Origin of the sequence: Streptomyces sp. NPDC046909, assembly GCF_040644695.1 — a bacterium.
Taxonomy (GTDB): domain Bacteria; phylum Actinomycetota; class Actinomycetes; order Streptomycetales; family Streptomycetaceae; genus Streptomyces.
This window is the reverse complement of sequence record NZ_JBEYXC010000009.1, coordinates 169,056-189,954: the sequence shown is the minus strand read 5'-3', so window position 1 is coordinate 189,954 and position 20,899 is coordinate 169,056. Positions and strand designations below refer to the sequence as shown.

Genomic DNA, 20,899 nt, shown 5'->3' with positions numbered 1-20,899 from the left:
GGAGGGGGGAGGGGATGCGGCCGGGCGCCGCCGCGTCAGGCGGGCATCCCGGTCAGGGGTGCGCGCGCATCAGACGTGCGGGGAGGGCGGAACGCAGACGCGAGGGGGTGTGAAAGAGGGCGTCAGCAGCCGCGACGACACGCGGCGGAAGCCACCCGCAGCAGGTCGATGTGACCGCGCGTGGTGAGCAGAGCTGAACGCAACATGCCGCAGAAAGTAGCCAGCTGGCGTGGGCATGGTCAATGGCGTCTCGCGGAATGGACCCGCGGTATCAGTCGCTGGGCGGCGGTTCGCGCGCGCGGCGGGACGGATGGGCGAGGATGGCCGCATGTCAGACGCGTTCACCACCCGAGTACTGAACATCGCCTCCGGTTCCACGGAGCGGGTCGTCGACCTCACCGCCGACTGCGAGGCCTTCCTGCGCGACGCCGCCGCCGGTCGCGACGGCCTCCTCAACATCTTCGTCCCGCACGCCACCGCGGGCATCGCGATCATCGAGACGGGCGCCGGCAGCGACAACGACCTCCTCGCCGCCCTCCACACCCTCCTCCCCGCCGACGACCGCTGGCAACACCGCCACGGCAGCCCGGGCCACGGCCGCGACCACGTCCTCCCGGCATTCGTCCCGCCGCACGCGACGCTGCCGGTGGTGGGCGGGAGACTGGAGTTGGGGACGTGGCAGTCGGTTTGCCTGGTCGACACGAACAGGGACAACCCGCAGCGGAAGGTCCGGGTCTCCTTCCTCGCCGGCTCCTGAGGGTGTCGTCCAGGCACGGCTGGCCGGCTCGCCCGCCCGGTTCGGCCGGTTCGCCCGGTCAGTAGACGGTCAACCCGTAGGCGCTCAGCACCTCCTGGATCGGCTGGTAATAAGTGGTCCCGCCGACCGTGCAGTTGCCGGAACCGCCCGAGAGGATGCCGATGACTTTGTCGCCGGCGTAGAGGGGGCCGCCGCTGTCGCCGGGTTCGGCGCAGATGTTCGTCTGGATGAGGCCGTAGACGATGTCTCCGCTGCCGTAGTTGACGGTCGCGTTGACGGCGGTGACGCGGCCGCAGTGGACGCCGGTGGTCGCTCCCCGGCGGCAGACGGACTGGCCGACGTACGCCGTGGCGGTGCCGGTGATGTCGACGGAGCCGATGGTGCCGGGGTGCGGTACGGCCGAGTTGGTGTAGCGGACGACGCCGAAGTCGTCGCTGGGGAAGCTGGTGGCCGTGGTGGCGCCGATCACCGTGGTCATGGCGGAGCTGGTGTACCAGGTCGTCGCGCCGTCGGTGCAGTGCCCTGCCGTGACGAAGTAGTACGTGCTGCCGCTCTGCACGTTGACGCCGGCCGAGCAGCGCCAGGCGGAGGTGTAGATGGCGTCGCCGCCCGAGAGGAGGGTGCGGAGGCGGCCGTCGGTCCGTTCGACGCTCGCGGCGTTCGTGAATCGGCTGGTGGCGGCGCGGAGTCGGGTCAGGGCGGTGTCCGTGACGGTGGAGTCGGCCAGGACCCGTAACCGGCCGGTGCGCTCGTCCACGGACCAGGACGTCCCGGCGATTCCCAGGGACTCGACGGCCGAGGCCGCGGCGGCGGACGGGGCGACGGGGGCCGCGGCCGCGCCCGGGCCGGAAGCCGCCAGGGCGGCGCCGACGAGCAGGCTCAACACCGAGGCGATCAACCCTGAACGTCTGATGGTGGTACGGCGTGCTCTCATCACCCAGGCCTCATTCCTTGGAGGACATGGTGCGGGGACATGTGGTGGCGCGCGGGTGCCGGGGCCTCAGTGTGCCCGGCGGCGCCCGGTGAGGGGTAGACGGGCTTCGGCCGAAGAGGGCCGTGAGAGCCCCGTGCCTTCCGTGAGAGCCCTGTGACTTCCGGTCGGACTCCTCCACCGGACTTCGAGTACGCGTCGAGCCCCTGCCATCAGCCTTTCGAGGCGCTGGTTTCCCGGCGAGCCGAGCGCGGGCAAGCCGTGTGTCCGTCCTCGGTCCTGGTGCCCTTCGATCCCGACGGGAGTCCCCCCACCATGGCAACGTTCCTCTACCGACTGGGCCGTTTCGCGTTCCGCAGGCGTGGCCTGACGGTCCTGTTGTGGCTGCTGGTCCTCTTCGGTGCCGGATTCGCGGCGTCCTCCGCTCCGCCGCCGCCCGCCGACACCTTCTCCATGCCGGGCACCGAGTCGCAGAAGGCCTTCGACCTGCTGGAGGAGAAGTTCCCGACGGCGAGTGCCGACGGAGCCAGCGCCCGGGTCGTCCTCCGAGCCCCCGAGGGGGAGCGGATCACCGCGGCTCAGAACAAGGCGGCCGTCGCCGACCTCGTGGCCGCCCTCGGCAAGGATCCGAAGGTCTCCCAGGTCACCGACCCGTTCAAGAGCAACGCCGTCAGCAAGGACGGCACCACCGCCTACGCCGTGGCCACCTACAAGGTGTCGGCCACCGAACTCACCGACAAGCAGCACGACGCCCTCGACAAGGTCATCGAGTCGGGCCGTGCCGACGGTCTGACCGTCGAGGCGGGCGGTGACGCGGTCAAGGTCGACACCGCGATGAGCGGCGTCGGCGAGAAGATCGGTCTGCTGATCTCCGCGGTCGTCCTGCTGATGACCTTCGGTTCCCTGATCGCGGCGGGCATGCCCCTGCTCACCGCCGTCATCGGTGTCGGCGTCGGCATCAGCGCGATTACCGCGCTGGGCAGCGTCCTCGGGCTGTCCTCGACCACGACGACGCTCGCCATGATGCTCGGCCTCGCCGTCGGCATCGACTACGCGCTGTTCATCGTCTCCCGCTACCGCTCGGAGCTGCTGGAGGGCCACGAACGCCGGGAGGCCGCGGGCCGCGCGGTCGGCACCGCGGGCGGCGCCGTCGTCTTCGCGGGGCTCACCGTCATCGTCGCGCTGGCCGGTCTGAGCGTGGTGAACGTCCCCGTGCTCACCAAGATGGGGCTGGCCGCCGCCGGTACGGTCGCCGTGGCCGTCCTCATCGCCATCACCCTGGTCCCCGCCCTGCTCGGCTTCGCCCCCGTGCGGGTGCTGCGCCGCCGTGACCGCGCCGCCTTCCGCGGCAAGCCGCTGTCGGCCCGCAAGCAGCGCAAGGCGGCCAAGCGCGCCGCCAAGCAGGCCGCGCAGAGGCCCAACCTCGGTGCCCGCTGGGCCCGTTTCGTCCTGCGCCACCCGGTCGCCGTCCTGCTGGTCGGTGTCGTCGGCCTCGGTGCCGTGGCCCTGCCCGCCGCCCAACTGGAGCTCGGTCTGCCCGGCGAGGGCACGATGGCCACCGACACCACCCAGCGCAAGGCCTACGACATGCTGTCGGACTCCTTCGGCGCCGGCTTCAACGGCCCGTTGACGGTGACCGTCGAGTCCGACAAGGCGGCCGAGACTGCGAAGACCATCGGCGCGCAGTTCGCCAAGCAGCCGGGCGTGGCCTCCGTCGCCCCGCCGACCGCCAACAAGGCGGGCGACACCGCGATCTTCAGCGTCGTACCGACCACCGGACCCGACGCCACCGCCACCGAGGAGCTCGTGCGCTCCCTGCGCGACCGCGCGGGCGCCCTGGAGAGCGGCACCGGCTCGGAGATCCTGATCACCGGTCAGACGGCCCTGCTCATCGACTTCTCCCACACCCTGGACAAGGCCCTGCTGCCCTACCTCGGTCTGGTCGTCGGCCTCGCCTTCCTGCTCCTGATGGTGGTCTTCCGCTCCCTGCTGATCCCCTTCAAGGCGGCCCTCGGCTTCCTGCTCTCGATCGGCGCGGCACTCGGCGCGGTCGTCGCGGTCTTCCAGCAGGGCCACCTCGCCGGCGTGTTCGGCATCGACCAGCCCGGCCCGGTCATCAGCACCATGCCCATCCTGATGATCGGCGTGGTCTTCGGACTCGCCATGGACTACGAGGTGTTCCTGGTCAGCAGGATGCGCGAGGCGTACGTCCACGGTGCCGCGCCCGGCGACGCCGTCGTCACCGGCTTCCGCTACGGCGGCCGGGTCGTCACCGCGGCGGCCGTCATCATGATCAGCGTCTTCTCCGGCTTCATCGCGGAGGACAACGACCTCATCAAGATGATCGGCTTCGCCCTCGCCTCGGCCGTGCTCTTCGACGCCTTCGTCGTCCGCATGGCCATCGTCCCCGCGCTGTTCGCCCTGCTGGGCGCGAAGGCCTGGTGGCTGCCCAAGTGGCTCGACCGGCTGCTGCCCGACCTGGACGTCGAGGGCGCGAAGCTCGACCAGGGCCGGGCGAGCGGGCCGTTCTCCCGTCCGCACCTGCAACGCGAGCACGAACTGATCCGCTGATTCCTCTGATTCCTCTGATTCCCCTGATCCCCCGGTGGACCGGCGCCCGGCCCGGCATCACTTCCAGTCGTACGCGTACGCGGCGACCCACGTGATGTCGAGCTGGGCGCTGCTGCCCGGCGCGGCGCCCGGCCCCTCCAGGGCACTCTCGTTCTGGAGCACCCAGGACAGCGGGCGGGCCGGCACATCGCGGGTGTCGTGGCCGATCTGGCGGCCGTCGACGAAGAACCGCACATGGCCCGGCGTCCACTCGGTCGAGACCGTGTGCCACTCCGTCCAGTCGTCGCTCCCCTTGAAGTAGCCCTGCTCGCCCCCGCCGCACGGATGGTGGAAGGCGGTCAGGTCGCCGTCCCAGTTGCCCTCGGGATGGTCCATCTCGCAGCCGCCGCCATAGTGCAGCCAGGCCGACTTGTACCCCGGGGCGACCTTGGTCACCTTGATACGGGCGCTGTACTTGCCGTACTTCATCTGCATGACCGCACGTGGCACCACCGCCGCCGCGTGCACGGGCCCTCCGTCGGCGGGCCGCCACATCCTGATGTACATCCGGCCGTCGCCGTTCGGCGCGGGCCCCACGCTCACGGTGTCCTCCGGGTGGTAGACACCCACGACACTCCGGCCCCGGTCGTTCGCCGTGTCACGCCAACCGGTCGGATAGGCCCACCAGTTGTCGCGGTACTTGCCGCGCAGGCCCCCGCACTCCGCGCCGGAGGTGTCGACGCGCCGGTCGCAGTCGCTGAACGCGCCGAGCGGCACCCGATCGCCGTTGAAGTCCTCCGCGAGGACCTGCCAGAAAGGCCCGCAGTCGCCCCGGGGCAGCGCGGTGCCCGTGGTGTGACAGGCGTCGGCCTGCTCCTCGGGTGCCCCGTCGGCACGGGGGATGCCGAGAGCGGCGGCCAGGAGCACCAGCCCCATGGACATCAGCAGGGTGCGCCTGCGCGTACGCGTGTGCGGTGCGGCGTGCAAGCCCATCGGAAGGTCCTCCGGTCCCGGTGTCGTACGACGTGCCGCGCGAGGGAGCATCCTCGCCGCAGCGCCGGTACGGCACCACCCCCGCGACGACCCGAGTAACGGACCGCCGTCCTCCGCCTCGGCCGGGCCGCGTTGCCTTCCGACTATCCGATCGTTGATCACTTCACGCGGTGAGCGATGATCGGAGAGCCCTGTGCGCATGAGCGACCTCCAGCGGTGCGAGATCCGGCCCGGAAGGCTGGTCGAGTGGACGCTGCATCCGGCGTCCGTGGGAGCGGCGCGCAGACTCCCGGACGACGCGCGGCCACCCGCGTACGTCCAGGAGTCCCACATCCGCACCGCACGGACCGTCCGGGAGGACGGACTGTTCGTACCGACCTGGCTCGGCACCGCCTTCGACATCCCCGGGCGTATCGAACTCGACGTGCTCCAGGGCGCGTTGCAGGCCTGGACCCTGCGGCACGAGACGCTGCGCAGCGGCTTCCGCTGGGCCGGTGAGGAGATGCGCCGGTTCACGCTCGACGCGGACGCCGTCGCCCTGCACCGCGAGGACATCGGGGAGTTCGCGGACGCCGTGACCCTGACCCGCTATCTGCAGGACCGTTTCGACGTCGCCGCCGACGCGCTCGGCTGGCCGAACTTCCTGTTCGCCGCGGTCGTCCGGGACGACGGCGCGAGCGTCTACATGGCGTTCGACCACAGCAACGTGGACGCCTACTCGATCCACCGCATCATGGCCGAGATCCACGAGCTCTACACGGCCGGACTCGACGGACGGGCCCTCACACCCCAACCGGTCGCCAGTTACGTCGACTTCTGCGCGAGCGAACGCAGCGACGCCGACCAGATCGATGACACCCACCAAGTCGTCGCCCGCTGGCGGGAGTTCATCGCCCGCTGCGACGGCAGACTGCCGAACTTCCCCGTCGACCTCGGCCTCGACCCCCAAGGCCCGCTGCCCGAGCAGAAGTTCCTCCAGGAGATGCTCGTGGGCGCCGAGGACGCGGCGGCCTTCGAGGCGTACTGCCGCCCCTACGGCGGAAGCCTGGTCGGGATCGTCGCCGCCGTCGCCCTCGCCGCCCGCGAGATCAGCGGACTGACCGTGTACCGGACCGTCGTGCCCTTCCACACCAGGGTCAAGTCCCGCTGGGCCGACTCGGTCGGCTGGTACGTCGGCGGTGCCCCCGTCGAGATCCCGGTGGCGCAGGCCGCCGACTTCGACGGCGTCCTCGAACTGGTCCGCGCCGCGCTGCGCGACACCCGCGCCCTCTCCCGTATGCCCCTCGCCCGCGTCCTGCGCCTCCTCGGCGCCGACTTCCGCCCCACCTCACCCGACCTCTACTCGATCGTCTCCTACGTCGACTCCCGCGGCCTCCCCGGCGCCGAACGCTGGCAGGAGCTGAAGGCGTACGGGCTGATCCGGGTGTCGTACGGCGACCAGGTGTGCGCCTGGGTCACCCGCGTCCACGAGGGACTCCAGTTCGCCTGCCGGCTGCCCGACACGGACGTGGCGGACAAGAACCTGCGACGGTGCGCGGAGCTCGTACGGGAACGGATCGTCGAGGTGGCGCGGGCGGGCAAGTCGCTGTCCGTACCGGGGTAGCCGCGCCTCAGGGAACGTGGAAGGGGCCGGGTGTCTCAGCGCGTGAAGACGAGTTCCGCCTGGTCGCGCCGGGTGGTGTGCAGGTCCCAGTACACGGGGGAGATCTCCTCCGGCTGGGCCGTCGGGAAGTCGGGGATGACCGACATGCCGATGGACACGTCGATGCCGACGTGGGCGGCCTGCACTCCGGTGCCGGCCAGTTCCTTGTGCAGGTTGAGCACCCAGTTGCGCAGCGCCGCGGCCGCGGCGTTCACGTTGCCGACCTGCGGGACGGGGTCGATGGAACCGGCGCCCGTGGTGAACAGCAGGGTGCCCGCGCCCGCCTCGCGCATGGCGGGCAGTACGGCCTTGGTCGCGGCGATGGCCCCGTAGAGCTGGAACTCCATCTCCCGCTGCACATGGGAGGGTTCGGTGTCGACCGGGGTGGTCAGCGTGGTCGAGCCGAAGGTGCCGACGGGGGAGTACTCCAGGACGTCGATGCCGCCGAAGTGCGCGGCGGCGTCCTTGAGGGCCCGGGTGAGCGCGTCGCGGTCGAGCACGTCCGCGGGGAAGGCGGCGGCGGTGACACCCTCGGCGGTGAGGGTGCCGACGAGGTCGTCGAGCTTGCCGCGGTCGCGGGAGATCAGGGCGACGTCGAAGCCCTGGGAGCCGAAAGTACGGGCGATGGCCAGGCCCAGCTGGGGTCCGGCGCCCACGATGGCGATGGTGGTCATAGCGATCCTTTCCAGATGTGGATAGAGCTATCCGTATCGAGGTTGCAGATATGGAATGCCCTATCCGGTTCACTGTCGTCAGCGTAGCAGGGGAAACGGATAGGGTGTTCCGATTGCTGGAGTGGTGGTCGTCACCCCTGCTGAGGCGCGGAAGCGCCCGCTGTGGGCCGGACACCCGATGTCCGGCCCACAGCGGGCGCATTCGAAGTCGAAGTCGAAGCCGAACCAGCTCAGTCCGTCATGGCGTCGCGCACGAGTGCCGTGTCGACGAACTGCTCGAACCGCACGATGAGTCCGCCGCGTACGACGAAGTGATGCGCGACGCGGACGGCGAGCGCCTTGCCTGTGGCCTTGTTCCTGGCCGTGTATCGGGCCAGGACAACGACGTTCTCGCCCTCGACGACGTAGGTGTCGTCGTGTGCGGCCCAGCCGTCCCACTCCTTGCCGAGCTGTTCCATGACGTTGGCGGTGACGCCGTCGGGGGTGCGGTAGGTGCCGGCGAGCGGGAAGCCCGCCATCTCCGTCCACTCCACGTCGGGGGCGAGGGTGGCGCGCAGGGCTTCCAGGTCACCGGCGGCGGAGGCCAGGTACTGGCGGCGTACGACGTCGGCGGGCGCGGTGGAGGTGGCGAACCCTGTCGGGTCGGTACCTGTCGGGTCGGTCATGGTCAGCCCCACTTCATCTCGCCCTTGGCGACCTTCGCGCCGATCTGGGCGGCGATCAGCATGCCGTTGTCGGGGTAGCGGGCCACGAGCGACTCGGTCAGTGCGGCGCCGTCGGCGGCCTTGCCGAGCTCCTCCTCGAAGGCGACGAGGTAGTCACGGGTGGCGGTGATGGCGGAGGCGTCGGCCGGGGTGCCGGGCAGGCGGTGGCCGGGGACGACCAGCTCGGGCTGGAGCGAGGCCATCTCGTCGAGCAGCTTGATCCAGAGGGCGCGGTCGTCGGGGGTGGGGGTGTCGGCGACCCAGACGTGCTCCTGCTGGAAGAGCAGGACGCCGCCGAGGAGAGCGCGGTGCTCGGCCTGCCACAGGTAGTGGCGGTCGGAGAGGCCTTCGGGGCCGCCCTTGAGCTCGAAGCGGTGGCCCTCCAGGGTGAGGTCGCCGGTGAGCGGGGTGAGGTCGACCAGGCGGGTGGGGAGGTTGGGGCCGAGCGCCGCCCAGGCCTTGAGCTTGCCCTCGTAGGAGTGCTTGATGTGCTCGATGACGATGGGGGTGGCGACGAAGGCCGCGTCGGGGAAGGCGTCGGCGATGACCTCGGCGCCGAAGTAGAAGTCCGGGTCGCCGTGGCTGACGAAGACGGTGGTGAGCTGCTTGCCGGAGTCGAGGATCTCGGCGACCAGCCGGTGGCCGTCGGCGCGGGTGAAGGCGGCGTCGACCAGGAGGGCCTCGTTCTCGCCGGTGACGAGGGTGGCGGTCTTGTTCTTGCTGCCGGCCGGGAAGTCGAGGTCGAGGACCTTGAAGGAGAGCGTGCTCATCGATGACTCCTTGTGCGGTGGGGACGGGGGAGGTTCAGCGGGTGGGAAGGGCCGCGAGCCGCTGGTCGACCTCGGCGGCGGTGGCGTGCCCGTAGGCCAGCGGCAGGACGGAGTCGCCGTCGACCGCCAGCAGCGTGGGGAATCCGGTGACCCCGAGCTCGGCGGCCCGGCGGAAGTCGGCCCGCGCCGCCGACCGCGCCTCGGGCGCCTCGAAGGCGGCGACCACGGCGTCGGCGTCGATTCCGGCGGCCTCGGCGACCGCGCGATAGGTGGCCGGGTCGGAGAGGCTGCGTCCGTCGACGTAGAAGGCGTCCTGGAGGGCCGTCGCCAGCTCGGCCACGCGGTCGGGAGCGACCTGGCGCAGGGCGGCGACACCGCGCGCGGCGGCCTCGGAGTCCATCACGAACGAGCCGTCGGCGATCAGCCCGTCGTACGCCGCTCCGAACGCCGCGCCGGTCAGCTCGGCGATCTTGGCGTTGGCGCCCTGGACGTAGCCGAACTCCCGGATCGGCACCCGGCGCGACCCGGTGAACAGGCCGCCGGAGACCACCTCGACCGGCAGTTCGGGGTGGCGGCCGGTGACCTCGCGCAGGGTGCGGGAGAACCCGTGCGACCAGCCGCAGTAGGCGTCGAAGACGTAGACGAGCTTCATCGGAGACCTCGGCAGGGATCCGCGCCCGCCGGTTGCGAGCGATTCATCTGACAGAACAGTAACTGACGTGTCAGATATTTCGGGGCTCGTGTGAGCTGGGACACACGGGTGGGGCTCAGTCCATTACATCAGCGTCGCCGCCGGTCCGCAGGGTCCGCGGCAGGTCAGGGCAGTCGAGGCAGCACGTCCCGGGCGGTGTGGCTGAGGATGCGCAGATCCTCCGCGAACCGCGCCCGGTCCGCCGCGGGGAGCGGCTCCACGAAGTACCGCTTGATGTTCTCCAGGTGCACCCGGGACGCCCGTACGGCGGTCTCCTCGCCCAGCGGGGTCAGCCGCACCAGCCTGCCGCGCCGGTCCTCGGGGGACTCCGTGCGGGTCACGAGACCCGCCTTCTCCATGCGATCGACCAGCCGGGTGACACCACCGGTGGTCAGTACCTGCTCCTGGGCGACGGCCCGCATGGAGAGCCCCGGCTCGCCCGCCCGCCCGAGGATCAGCAGCACCTCGAAGACGAGATGGCTGATCCCGCACTCCACCTCCAGCGCGCGGCCGAGGATGTACTCCAGCCGGTTGGCCGCCCCCTGGAGCCGCCCGAACGCGAGGATCAGCTCATGATCGGCGGCCTCCTTCGCCGTCCTGATCTCCGCTTCCTCACCCACGGCCGCGCCGCCCCTCTCGTCGTTTCGGTACACCGTACCGATCAAGCCTTGGAGCGTGGCCCGGGCGGCCCACCTGGACTCCCCGGCCTTCGCCGGTCAGTGGGCGGCCTTCTCGGTGGCGGCCCAGGCCGCGAGCAGTCGCAGCGCGTCGTGTTCGGAGGTGCCGGGGGCCGCGCTGTAGGCGGTGAGGGTCAGTCCGGGCTGGGCGGGCAGTTCCATGGCGTCGAAGTCGAGGCTGAGGACACCGATGGCGGGGTGCCGGAAGGACTTGCGGCCGGAGTGGTGCAGCCGCACGTCGTGCTTCGCCCACGCGGTACGGAACTCCTCGCTGCGGGTGACCAGTTCACCGATCAGGCCGGTCAGCTCGGAGTCGTGGGGCGCGCGTCCGGCCTCGGTGCGCAGCAGGGACACCGTGGTGTTCACGGACTCGTCCCGGTCGGGGAAGAAGTCACGGCCGCCCGGCGTGAGGAACTGGGCGCGGGCGATGTTGACCGTCTCGCTGTCCGGGTCGGGGAACAGCGGGGCGTACAGGGCGCGGCCGAGGGCGTTGGTGGCGAGGATGTCCAGGCGGCCGTTGCGGATGAAGGCGGGCGAGTCGGTCATGGACCGCAGGACCCGCAGGAGGCTGTCCGGGAGCGGGCCACGGGTACGCCGGGCACCCCGTACCGGACGTCTGGCGGCGGCGCGGGCCAGGTCGAACAGATGGGCGCGCTCGGCGTCGTTCAGCTGGAGGGCGTTCGCGACCGCGTTGAGCACCTCATCCGAGGCGCCGGCGAGACGGCCGCGCTCCAGGCGTACGTAGTAGTCGATGCTGACGCCCGCGAGCAGGGCGACCTCCTCCCGGCGCAGACCCGGAACGCGCCGGTGGCCGCCGTAGGCGGGGAGTCCCGCCTGCTGCGGGGTGACCTTGGCGCGGCGGGAGGCCAGGAACTCACGGATGTCGCTCTGGGTATTCACGCATACCAGGCTAGATCGGGCGGCCCGGCCGTGGGGGGTCCTGTCGGCACCTGGCACGGCAGTCCCTTCCGCACCCTCCTGATCTGCGGTTTCGTCGGCCTGCTCGTCGGCGACGGCAAGGGCGACGGTGACGGAACGACCTGGCTGGAGCCCGTCACCGACGAGCAGTACGTCGCCGCGCTCAGCTCTGCCGGCCAGTGACGGAGGTGAGGGCGTGCGAGAGGGCCGCGTCGTCGGGCGGGCCGTCCGTCCAGCGGGCGGCGATGTGGCCGTCGGGGCGGACGAGCAGTGCGCCCTGAGGGGTGAGCTCGCAGAGGTCGGCGTGGGCGGCGGGGAGGGGCTCGACGCGCACCGGCCATGGGGCGGAGGCCTGTCGCTCCCACGGGGTCGGGTCCGGGGTGAGCAGGGTGAACCATTCGCCGACGGCGTCGAGGGTGGAGCGGCCGGGGGTGAGCCAGAGGTGGGGCATGCGGTGACCGGGGCGGGGGGTAGGGACGTAGTCCGTGCCCGTGCCCGTCCCTGCGTCCGGGGCTGTGTGCGTCTCCGTCTGCACAGCAGCGGAGTCATAAGCGACGCCCAGCACCAGCCCGAGCTGCGCGAAGTACCGCTCCGACCACGGCAGTTCGACACCGTCCGGGGACGCGTCACCGGCCTCCAGCTGCTCCTTGCGCCTGTCCTGCGCCTGGTACATGAGCTGGGCGTTGGCCACCGCCTGCTGGAGGGTGCGTTCGGCGACGGGCCGGCGTTCCGGTTCGTAGGTCGCCAACAGGTCAGGTCCGGCCCACCCTTGGAGCACGCCGGCGAGTTTCCAGCAGAGGTTGTGCGCATCGGCCAGGCCGACGTTCATGCCCAGGCCCCCGGCGGGCGGGATCGTGTGCGCGGCGTCGCCCGCCAGCAGGATCCGGCCGTGCCGGAAGCGTTCGGCGACGAAGGCGTTCACCGTCCAGTGCTCGACCCGCAGCACCTTGGCGCGTACGTCGGTGCCGGGGCCGAGGGCGTGGGTCACGAGGTCGGCCCAGTCGGCGTGTTCGGCGTTCTCGGGGGTGGGGGCGATCCAGGCCCAGCCGCCCTCGGGGTACAGCGGGAGGAACCCGCCGTGCGCGGTGAAGTAGACCCCGGCGGGCTGGCCGGCGGACCAGTCGGTGAGGTCGGCGTCGAAGACGACGGTCGTGGAGCGGGCGATCGGTCCGGGGCCGGCGGTGTCGATGCCGAGGTGTTGCCGGACCGTGGAGTTCGCCCCGTCGGCGGCCAGTACGTGGCGTGCGCGGACGGTCGTCTCCGTACCGCGTCCGTGGTCGACGAGCGAGGCCACCACGTGGTCCGCCTCCTCGCTCAGGTCGACGAGTTCGACACCGAAGCGTGTCGGTGCGGTGGCCGCGGCCAGCAGCGTGGGTTCGAGCCGGTCCTGCGAGGTCACCACGCCGAGCACGGGGCTCTCGGCGATCGGCGCGTTGAGCCCGACCATCGCGGCCGTGGCGAAGTCGCCGCCGCGCAGGGTGTCGCGGAAGCGGATCCGGCCGAACTCGGGGGCGAACGCCTTGTCCGCGATCGGGGCGGCGAGCCCGAGCTGCCGGTAGATCTCCATGGAGCGGGTGTTGACGAGGCGCGAGCGGGGGAAGGGCGACAGCTCGCGGTGCTTCTCGACGAGCAGGGAGCGCACGCCCCAGCGTTCCAGCAGCACGCGGGCGGTGAGCCCGACCGGGCCGCCACCGACGATCAGTACGTCCACCTCGGCGTCGTCGCCTCGAAGCGTCATGCGATCAATCTTCCGTACCCGATGGCCGCCCGCAAAAGCGCACGCGGGCGGCGCACGGAAGTGCGCCCCGCGTCAGCCGGCCGCCGCGCAGGAACCATGCCGCGCGATCGCGTACGTTCGGGTGCATGAACAGTGACCACCGTGAACGGGCGGAGCGTTTCGTCGAGTTGCACCGGGAGGGCTGTTTCCTGCTGCCCAACGCGTGGGACGTGGGTAGCGCCCGTGTCCTGGAGGCGGTGGGATTTCCCGCCGTGGCGACCACGAGCGCGGGTGTGGCCTTCTCCCTGGGGCGCCCGGACCACGACTTCCACGACGAGAAGGGACCGGAGGGCCGGGTCGACCGCGACACGATGATGCGGCGGATCGGCGAGATCGCCGGCGAGCTCACCGTGCCCCTCAGCGCGGACCTGGAGGACGGGTTCGGTGAGGCCCCCGAGACCGTGGCCGCAACGATCGCCCTGACCCTCGCCGCCGGTGCCGCGGGCGGCAACATCGAGGACTTCACCGGTGACCGGGCGCGACCGCTGTACGAGGAGTCCCTCTCGGTGGACCGCATCCGCGCGGCCCGGGCCGCCGTCGACACCGCCGGTGACCCGTTCGTGCTGGTCGGCCGGACCGATGTGCTGCTGGTCGGCGGCCCGCTCGACGAGGCCGTCCGGCGGGCCAACGCCTACCTCGCGGCCGGCGCGGACTGCGCGTTCGTCCCGGGCGCCGCCGACGCCGGGACCATCGGCACGCTGGTACGGGAACTCGACGGCCCCCTCAATGTGGTCATGGGACTCACGGGCAACGCCCTGTCGCTGGACGACCTCCGGGAGCTCGGTGTCCGAAGGGTGACGGTCGGCGGCAGTATCGCCCGCGCGATGTACCGCCATCTGCTGGACTCGGCACGGGAGTTGGCGCGCACCGGCACCTTCTCCTATGCCGAGGACCAGATCTCGCAGACGGATCTCAACGACCTGTTCCGGCGGAGCTGAGGCAGGGAGCGGCCTACGCGGAGACCTCCTCCGGACGGGGTACGGCGGCGCTCTCGGCCGAGTCGTCGAGCGTGCCCTGGTGCGTCTCCCGTACGAAGCACACGGTCAGCGCGGTGATCGCGGCGCCCCCGGTGAGCAGCAGCGCCACCGGGGTGCTGTCGCCGCTTCCGGCCACCAGGCTCCCGGCGATCATCGGGGAGAACCCGGCGCCGACGAGAGTGGCGCCCTGGTAGCCGAGGGAGGCGCCGGTGTAGCGGACCTTCGTGCCGAACATCTCGGTGAGCAGCGCGCCGAGCGGGCCGTACATCGTGGACTGGGCGATGCCGTGGCCGAGGACGACGGCGAGGATCAGCAGCCCCGGCGACTTGGAGTCGACCAGCGCGAGGACGGGGAAGGCGAGCGCGGCCGAGGCGATGGCTCCGGCGAGGACGACCGGGCGGCGGCCGACCTTGTCGGAGAGCGCGGAGGCGCAGGGCAGTACGACGAGCGCGACGCAGGCCGAGACGGTGAGCGCGTCGAGCACCTGCGGGCGGGCGTACCCGATGCCGGTGGCGTACGCGATCATGTAGCTGGTCAGCAGGGACTGCGCGGTGAAGGCGCCGATGCCGACACCGCAGGCCAGCAGTACGGGGCGCGGGTTGCGCAGGACGTCGAGGATCGGCAGCCGGGACTCGGCGCGGTCCTTCTTCACCTCGGCGAAGAGCGGGCTCTCCACCACCTTGAGCCGGACGAACAGGCCGACGCCGAGCAGGGCGACGCTGAACAGGAACGGCACCCGCCAGCCCCACGCCGCGAAGTCGTCCTTGGGGAGGGTGACGACGTAGGCGACGACCGCGGTGGACAGCAGGGAGCCGAGCGGGGCGCCCATCTGCGTGAAGCTGGACCACAGACCGCGGCGCCGGCCGCCGGCGTGCTCGACGACCATCAGGGTCGCGCCGCCCCACTCACCGCCGATCGCGATGCCCTGCACGACGCGCAGGGCGATCAGCAGGACCGGCGCCCACACACCGATCGTGTCGTACGTGGGCAGCAGGCCGATGAGGAAGCTGGCGCCGCCCATCAGGCCCATGGTGAGCAGCAGCATGGACTTGCGGCCGAGCCGGTCGCCGAAGTGGCCGAAGAGGATGCCGCCGAGCGGACGGGCGACATAGCCGGCGGCGAAGGTGCCGAACGCGGCGATCGTGCCGACAGCCGGGTCGGCGCCGGGGAAGAACAGTTCGCCGAAGACGAGCGCGGCGACCGTGCCGTAGACGAGGAAGTCGTAGAACTCCACGGCGGTGCCGAGCAGTCCGGAAGCCGCGACCAGGCGCAGCTGTCGGGTCCGCTCGGCGGCCGTGGAGGGTGATGCGACGGGGGACGGGGGCATCGCGGTCTCCCTTGACCGGGGGAAGGACACCGCGAAAGTAGGCTCTCAGGTGACCGCCGTCAAGAAAGTGCACAACATTGGTCGCCGGGGGACCGGTCCGCTTCCCTGCCTTTGAAGGGCGTGTGAAGGCCCCTCGCACCCCGCCCGCCCCCTGCGCCCCCTGGTCTAGGGTGCGTCGGGTGGACGCGTTGACAACTGAAGATCCGCAGCACATAGGCCCGTACCGGCTGCTCGCCCGTCTCGGCGCGGGCGGCATGGGGCGCGTGTATCTCGCCCGCTCCGAGGGCGGGCGGACGGTCGCCGTGAAGGTGGTGCGAGCCGAGTACGCGGAACAGCCCGAGTTCCGGCAGCGGTTCGCGCACGAGGTGGCCGCCGCGCTGCGGGTCGGCGGACGGTGGACCGCACCCGTCCTGGACGCCGACACCGAGGCGGCCACCCCCTGGGTCGCCACCGGCTATGTCCCGGGCCCGGATCTGCACAGCGTGGTCGCCGACGAGTACGGCCCGCTGCCCGAGCACTCCCTGCGCGCCCTCACCAACGGACTCGCCCACGCCCTGCGTGCCGTCCACGGCGCCGCGCTCGTCCACCGTGACCTCAAGCCGTCCAACGTCCTGCTCACCATCGACGGACCCCGCGTCATCGACTTCGGTATCGCCCGCGCCCTGGACGGCATGGCCGACGGGATCAGGACCCGGACCGGCGCGGTCATCGGCTCGCCCGGGTTCATGTCGCCCGAGCAGGTGCGCGGACAGCGGCTCACCCCGGCCTCCGACGTGTTCTGCCTGGGCTCCGTCCTCGCGTTCGCCGCGACCGGGCGGATGCCGTTCGGTACGGCCGACAGCGGGGTGCACGCCGTCATGTTCCGGATCGCCGAGGAGGAGCCGGACCTGGACGGCGTCCCGTACGGCATCCTCGACCTCGTCCGTGCCTGTCTCCAGAAAAAGCCCGCCGAACGGCCCACGGTGGAGCACCTGTTGGCGTGGACGAGCGACGCGTACGTCGGCGACGGCACCCCCTGGCTGCCCGGTCCGCTCCTCGCCGGACTGGGCAGCCACGCGGCCCGGCTCCTGGACGCGGACGCCCCCGTGCACACACCGCCGCCCGCCCCGACTCTGGGCGGCAGTGACGGCCCCACCAGACCTCCCCGGCCGTCCCGTTCCCGTGCCCGATGGATCGCGGCCGCCACCGCCGTCGCCGTCACGGCCGCCGGCGCCGTCGTGGCCACCCGGCTCTCCGGCGACACGGAGACGAAGGACGACGACAAGCCGGCGCCGGCGGGGGAGAGCAGCGCCGAGACCCACACCTTCGGCGGTGCCTGGGCCGGGATCGTGCAGCGCTCGGACAGCTCCGTGGCGGACGAGCACGAGTACCTGCGCATCGACGTCGACGAGAACGCCGAACCCGGCCGGAAGGCGGCCGACTTCGTCTACCTGAGCAAAGAGATCTACTGCAAAGTCGAGTCCACTCTCGGGTCGAAGAAGGGCGACACGCTGACCCTCGCCTCCTTCAAGGTGGTCAAGGCCGTTCCCGCGGAGGAGGCCAAGGGGGCTTGCGATCTCAGCCGGACGAAGGGCATCAAGTCATCGCCCGGAAAGCTCACTTGGACCATGGGTGACATGACGGCCGACCTCAAACCCGTGGCGAACACCGGGAATCGGCCGGTCCCCGCCAAGTTCCTCGGCACCTGGGAGTCGGAGATCCAGGGCACGCTGACCCTCAGGCAGGGCCCGGTCGGCACGAAGGCCCAGTTCACCGGTTGGTCGATCGACTGGCGCTGCCACGGAACCGCCGAACTGGTGTCGGCCTCGGACGACTTGGTGAACCTGAGCCCCCTGGAGCTCGACGCCTCGACCCCGCGCGGCATCGGCTGCCCGCACGGCGTCCCCACGACCCTCACCTGGAAGTCGGCGAACGAACTGGAGATGCGCTACCCGGAGAGCGGCGGGATCCGTCTGACCCGGGTCAAGTGACGCGCTTGGCCGAGCGGCCGTCCCCGAACAGCAGCCGCCGGGGATTCGCGACCCGGAACGCGTACGCCGCCGCCCCGCCCAGACCGAACCCGGGATGCTGCGGCGGCTCCGCGTACGGCCGGTCCGAGCCCTGCACCACGGCGTCCACCCCGAGGGCGCGGACCACGGCGTCCACGGCGCGGGGCCCGTACGAGGACGTCTCGACGAACACGTACGGATCCACCGCCCCCGAGCCGTCCCCGCGCGCGGCGAACCGTTCCCCGTGCAGCGGGGCGAGTCCGGCGAGCAGCGCGAAGCACACCCGCAGCCGGGGGTGCCGGGGCCGCCCGAAGGCGCGGAAGGCGAACCAGGCGGCGTGCATCTGCTGGACGTAGGGCACCATCGCGGGCCACCAGCCGGGACCTTCCGCGCCGCCGGGCGCGGGTCCGGGGTGGACGAAGAGCGGCAGGTCGCGCTCCTCCAGGAGGTCGAGCAGCGGGGCGCAGCGCGCGTAACCGGCCGCGTCCACCAGGGCGTTGGCCGGGAGCTGGAGTCCGGCGAAGCCCGCGTCGAGGTCCCGGGCCGTCTCCTTCGCGTCGATGTCCCGTACACAGGCCGCCGCCCAGGCGCCGAACGGTTCGGGGAGCGCGGCCGAGCCCTCGTGGTAGGCGTCGAGGAGCGGACGGGCCTCGGCCGCCGGCAGCCACTCCACACCGATCGGGGCCGACAGGGAGACCAGGGCCCGGCCCAGACCGTCCGTGGCGGCGAGAGCGGCGCGCAGGGCGATGTCGTGGTCGGCGGGCGGGATGTCGTACGGCGGCTCGCCGTCCAGGTGGAGGGTCCAGCCGTCCAGGTACGGCGGCTCGCGGCGCGCCCGCAGGGCGGCCACCAGGGACGGGGTCCACAGATGCTGGTGCACGTCGACGTTGGTCATGCCACTTCCCCCAGCCAGGCGCGCAGTGTGCTCCGGACGTCCACGGCACTCATGATCTCGTGCTCCACCACCTCCACGTCCACCCCGCAGGGCCGGTCCTCGGCCAGCGGCGGCACGAATGTCCGGATCGCCCGGTGCAAGTACTCCGGACCCCGCCCGAGCGCGGTCGGCGCCGCCAGCTCCACGGCCTGCGCGGCGACCAGCGCCTCCACGGCGAGCAGCAGCCGCAGCCGGCCGAGCAGCGTAGCGAGCCGCCGGGCCCCCAGCGAGGCGTTGGTCGAGTCGTCCTCGACCGCGTCGGCGCCGTGCCGGGGATCGGTGGACACCGGCACGGACAGCATGCGGATCTCGGCGACCAGCGCCTGCGCCGTCTTCGTCAGCGGCGCGAAGCCCGAGCGCTCCGGGCCGTGGGGGGAGAGGTTGGCCGGAAGGCCGCTGACGGCCGGGTCCAGGAGCCGCCGCATCCGCTCGGCGGACAGGGCCGCGGTCTGGGTCAGCGCCAGCGCGAGGGTGTCGAGGGCGAGTGCCAGGGCCGGGGTGTGGAAGTTTCCGGAGGAGAGGATCTCCCCGGTGTCGCCCAGGACGACCGGGTTGTCGCCGCAGCCGTTCAGCTCCGGGTCCAGCGCGGCCGAGGCGAAGTCCAGCGCCGCGTACGCCGCCCCGTGCACCTGCGCCGAGCAGCGCAGACTGACGGGATCCTGCACCCGCCGCGCGGTCCGCGGCAGCTCCCCGCCCCGCAGCAGTGCGAGCAGCTCACCCGCCGCCCGGGCCTGCCCCGGCGCGGGCCGCAGCCCCAGCACGCGGGGGTCGAGCGGGCTGGTGTTCGCCCGGAATCCCTCGTACGTCAGTGCGGTGACCCCCTGGGCCAGGGCGAGGACCGCCGCCGCCTCGTGCAGCACGAGCGCCCCCTGCCCGGCCGCCAGCGGACTCGCCCCGCACAGCACGATCCCGTCCTTCGGGCCGAGCCGGACCGGCGCGAGCCCCGCCCGCCGCAGCGCGGTCGCCCCGTCGAGCACCTCGCCCGCGAACTCGGCACGGCCCTCTCCGATGACGACCAGACCGACATGGGCCATCTGGCACAGATCGGAGGCGCCGATCGACCCGACCTCCGGGACGACGGGGTGCACGCGCACGTTGAGCAGATCCACCAGCAGCCGTACGGTCTCCGGCCGCACCCCGCTCCCGCCGCCCGCGACGCCGTTCACCCGGGCGAGCAGCGCGGCCCGCACGACGGGCACCGGCAGCGGCTCCCCGACCGCGTTGGCGCGCCCCCGGACGGTACGGACGCTGAACAGCTCCAACTCCTCGCGGGGCAGCGCGTACGAGGACCGGCTGCCGAGCCCGGTCGTCAGGCCGTACGTCGGCACCCGGCGGTCCACGACGTCCTCGACGACGGCACGTTCACGCTCCAGCCGGGTCAACACGCCGTCGGGGAGAGTGACTTGCTCGCCGTGGTGGGCGACGGCGACGACATCGTCGTACGACAGCGTCCGCCCGTCGATGACGATCACGCGAACCTCAACTTCTGGCCGAGGCCGCGCTCTTCGGCCTTGCGCAGCATCGCCGCGCCGAGCGCGATGTCGGAGAGGGACAGGCCGCGGTGCCAGAACAGATTGGTCTCGTCCGGGCTCTCGCGGCCCGGCTTCAGACCGGCGACGATCTCGCCCAACTCGCCGTGCAGATTCGACTCGTTGAGCCTGCCCGAGTCGACGTGGGCGCGCAGCGCGCCGAACGGGCCCGCGTGCGCCTGTCCCCAGTCGTCGACGACGATCTTGTCCATGACGTCGGTGAGACCGAGCTCGACGGCGCTGTTCGTCCCGTAGGGCACGACCAGGGCGCCCGGTGCGATCCACTCGGTCCTCAACAGCGGTTCCGGGCGCTCCAGTCGGGACGCCTCGACCACGATGTCGGCGCCCTCGACGCAGGACCGCCAGTCCTCGGTCACGGTCACGGGCTTGCCGAGGTCGCGCTCAAGGCGCTCGGCGAACGCCTTGCGGCTCTCGGGGCGGCGCGAGTGGACGCGGATCTCGGTGAGGTCGAAGAGCCGGTCGAGAAGCCGGACGTTCCAGTACGAGGTGGCACGGGCGCCGATGTGGCCGAGCACCCTGGCGTCCGGGCGGGCCAGATGGCGGGCGCCCAGCGCGGTGAGGGCGCCGGTGCGCATCTCGGTGAGGGCGGTCGCGTCGAGGACGGCCGCCGGCATGCCGGTGCGCGGGTCGAAGAGGTTGAGCAGCGCCATCTCGGACGGCAGCCCCTGCCGGTAGTTGTCCACGTAGTCGCCCACGATCTTGACCCCGGCCAGCGACAGCGGGGCGACATAGCCGCGGAGCACATTGAAATGCCCGTTGAACGCCGGGTCCGGGGTGAGGTGGACGCGCGGCTCGATCACCGTCTCGCCGAGGCCCTGGGCGCGCAGCCCGGCCTCGACGGCGTCGAGTATCTCCTCGTCGGTGAGTTCCAGGCGGGCGATGTCGGCGCCGTTCAGAAAGGTGAACCAGACCGGTTCCATGGGGGGACTCTCCCTGCCTCTGAGCTGGGCATTTGCGGATTTCGTACGAATGTAACGCGCCGTTCACAGAACGCCATTGACGCGCCATTCAGTCTCCGGGGACTCTGCATGACCATATG

At 71.8% G+C, this 20,899-nt stretch carries 20 protein-coding genes; 6 read left to right on the top strand and 14 right to left on the bottom strand.

Annotated features, from left to right (window positions below; translation table 11 throughout):
* Positions 1 to 122 precede the first annotated feature (122 nt).
* Positions 123 to 206, bottom strand: a complete 84-nt coding sequence (locus ABZ928_RS29080) for a putative leader peptide (protein WP_349817350.1) — start codon at positions 204 to 206, stop codon at positions 123 to 125.
* Positions 207 to 328: 122 nt separating this feature from the next.
* Between ABZ928_RS29080 and ABZ928_RS29075 the strand changes: the two genes are divergently transcribed.
* On the top strand, positions 329 to 757 hold the full coding sequence (locus ABZ928_RS29075; protein ID WP_361525115.1) for a secondary thiamine-phosphate synthase enzyme YjbQ: 429 nt from the start codon (positions 329 to 331) through the stop codon (positions 755 to 757).
* A 58-nt stretch (positions 758 to 815) separates the two neighbouring features.
* Here the strand turns inward: ABZ928_RS29075 and ABZ928_RS29070 are convergent, their stop codons facing one another.
* Positions 816 to 1,691: a S1 family peptidase gene (locus tag ABZ928_RS29070; protein WP_361525112.1), complete on the bottom strand. Its 876-nt coding sequence runs from the start codon at positions 1,689 to 1,691 to the stop codon at positions 816 to 818.
* Positions 1,692 to 2,003: 312 nt separating this feature from the next.
* On the opposite strand from ABZ928_RS29070, the gene ABZ928_RS29065 reads away from it, so the two are divergent.
* Complete coding sequence (locus tag ABZ928_RS29065) at positions 2,004 to 4,259, top strand: MMPL family transporter (RefSeq protein ID WP_361525110.1); 2,256 nt, start codon at positions 2,004 to 2,006, stop codon at positions 4,257 to 4,259.
* Positions 4,260 to 4,316: 57 nt separating this feature from the next.
* On the opposite strand, the gene ABZ928_RS29060 is transcribed toward ABZ928_RS29065, so the two are convergent.
* Positions 4,317 to 5,231 (bottom strand): glycoside hydrolase family 16 protein, encoded by a 915-nt coding sequence (locus ABZ928_RS29060; protein ID WP_361525108.1) that lies wholly within the window; start codon positions 5,229 to 5,231, stop codon positions 4,317 to 4,319.
* A 199-nt stretch (positions 5,232 to 5,430) separates the two neighbouring features.
* On the opposite strand from ABZ928_RS29060, the gene ABZ928_RS29055 reads away from it, so the two are divergent.
* A complete protein-coding gene (locus tag ABZ928_RS29055; RefSeq protein ID WP_361525105.1) occupies positions 5,431 to 6,834 on the top strand; it encodes a condensation domain-containing protein in 1,404 nt (467 codons plus the stop codon).
* A 35-nt stretch (positions 6,835 to 6,869) separates the two neighbouring features.
* On the opposite strand, the gene ABZ928_RS29050 is transcribed toward ABZ928_RS29055, so the two are convergent.
* The 6 genes from ABZ928_RS29050 to ABZ928_RS29025 form a co-directional block, all read right to left on the bottom strand.
* Positions 6,870 to 7,547 carry an SDR family oxidoreductase gene (locus ABZ928_RS29050; protein ID WP_361525102.1) on the bottom strand — a complete coding sequence of 226 codons (678 nt, stop codon included), beginning with the start codon at positions 7,545 to 7,547 and terminating at the stop codon, positions 6,870 to 6,872.
* A gap of 230 nt (positions 7,548 to 7,777) precedes the next feature.
* Entirely contained in the window at positions 7,778 to 8,212 is a 435-nt protein-coding gene (locus ABZ928_RS29045; protein ID WP_361525100.1) for a nuclear transport factor 2 family protein, read from the bottom strand.
* A 2-nt stretch (positions 8,213 to 8,214) separates the two neighbouring features.
* Positions 8,215 to 9,021, bottom strand: a complete 807-nt coding sequence (locus ABZ928_RS29040) for an MBL fold metallo-hydrolase (protein WP_361525097.1) — start codon at positions 9,019 to 9,021, stop codon at positions 8,215 to 8,217.
* Positions 9,022 to 9,055: 34 nt separating this feature from the next.
* Positions 9,056 to 9,673, bottom strand: a complete 618-nt coding sequence (locus ABZ928_RS29035) for a DsbA family protein (RefSeq protein ID WP_361525094.1) — start codon at positions 9,671 to 9,673, stop codon at positions 9,056 to 9,058.
* A 164-nt stretch (positions 9,674 to 9,837) separates the two neighbouring features.
* A complete protein-coding gene (locus ABZ928_RS29030; RefSeq protein WP_361525092.1) occupies positions 9,838 to 10,332 on the bottom strand; it encodes a MarR family transcriptional regulator in 495 nt (164 codons plus the stop codon).
* A gap of 96 nt (positions 10,333 to 10,428) precedes the next feature.
* Positions 10,429 to 11,289 (bottom strand): helix-turn-helix transcriptional regulator, encoded by an 861-nt coding sequence (locus ABZ928_RS29025; RefSeq protein WP_361525089.1) that lies wholly within the window; start codon positions 11,287 to 11,289, stop codon positions 10,429 to 10,431.
* A 30-nt stretch (positions 11,290 to 11,319) separates the two neighbouring features.
* On the opposite strand from ABZ928_RS29025, the gene ABZ928_RS29020 reads away from it, so the two are divergent.
* Positions 11,320 to 11,490: a hypothetical protein gene (locus ABZ928_RS29020; RefSeq protein WP_361525087.1), complete on the top strand. Its 171-nt coding sequence runs from the start codon at positions 11,320 to 11,322 to the stop codon at positions 11,488 to 11,490.
* On the opposite strand, the gene ABZ928_RS29015 is transcribed toward ABZ928_RS29020, so the two are convergent.
* Positions 11,471 to 13,045, bottom strand: coding sequence for an FAD-dependent monooxygenase (locus tag ABZ928_RS29015; protein WP_361525085.1), 1,575 nt, complete (start codon positions 13,043 to 13,045; stop codon positions 11,471 to 11,473). The genes ABZ928_RS29020 and ABZ928_RS29015 overlap by 20 nt on opposite strands.
* A 125-nt stretch (positions 13,046 to 13,170) precedes the next feature.
* Here ABZ928_RS29015 and ABZ928_RS29010 point away from each other — a divergent pair, with 125 nt between their 5' ends.
* Positions 13,171 to 14,022 (top strand): isocitrate lyase/phosphoenolpyruvate mutase family protein, encoded by an 852-nt coding sequence (locus ABZ928_RS29010; protein ID WP_361525082.1) that lies wholly within the window; start codon positions 13,171 to 13,173, stop codon positions 14,020 to 14,022.
* A 13-nt stretch (positions 14,023 to 14,035) separates the two neighbouring features.
* Here ABZ928_RS29010 and ABZ928_RS29005 read toward each other — a convergent pair whose 3' ends face one another.
* A complete protein-coding gene (locus tag ABZ928_RS29005; protein ID WP_361525080.1) occupies positions 14,036 to 15,388 on the bottom strand; it encodes an MFS transporter in 1,353 nt (450 codons plus the stop codon).
* Positions 15,389 to 15,567: 179 nt separating this feature from the next.
* On the opposite strand from ABZ928_RS29005, the gene ABZ928_RS29000 reads away from it, so the two are divergent.
* On the top strand, positions 15,568 to 17,358 hold the full coding sequence (locus ABZ928_RS29000; RefSeq protein WP_361525078.1) for a serine/threonine-protein kinase: 1,791 nt from the start codon (positions 15,568 to 15,570) through the stop codon (positions 17,356 to 17,358).
* Here the strand turns inward: ABZ928_RS29000 and ABZ928_RS28995 are convergent.
* From ABZ928_RS28995 to ABZ928_RS28985, 3 genes are read right to left on the bottom strand one after another with little or no spacing between them, the layout of a single operon-like run.
* Positions 17,351 to 18,271, bottom strand: coding sequence for an amidohydrolase (locus tag ABZ928_RS28995; protein ID WP_361525076.1), 921 nt, complete (start codon positions 18,269 to 18,271; stop codon positions 17,351 to 17,353). The two genes, ABZ928_RS29000 and ABZ928_RS28995, sit on opposite strands and share 8 nt — an antisense overlap.
* The gene (locus ABZ928_RS28990) at positions 18,268 to 19,782 is read right to left on the bottom strand and encodes an aromatic amino acid lyase (protein ID WP_361525074.1); all 1,515 of its coding nucleotides are present in this window, start codon (positions 19,780 to 19,782) and stop codon (positions 18,268 to 18,270) included. Before ABZ928_RS28990 ends, ABZ928_RS28995 begins: the two co-directional genes overlap by 4 nt.
* Entirely contained in the window at positions 19,779 to 20,780 is a 1,002-nt protein-coding gene (locus ABZ928_RS28985; protein WP_361525071.1) for an ornithine cyclodeaminase family protein, read from the bottom strand. The genes ABZ928_RS28990 and ABZ928_RS28985 overlap by 4 nt, the downstream gene beginning before the upstream one ends.
* Between the last annotated feature and the right edge of the window lie 119 nt (positions 20,781 to 20,899).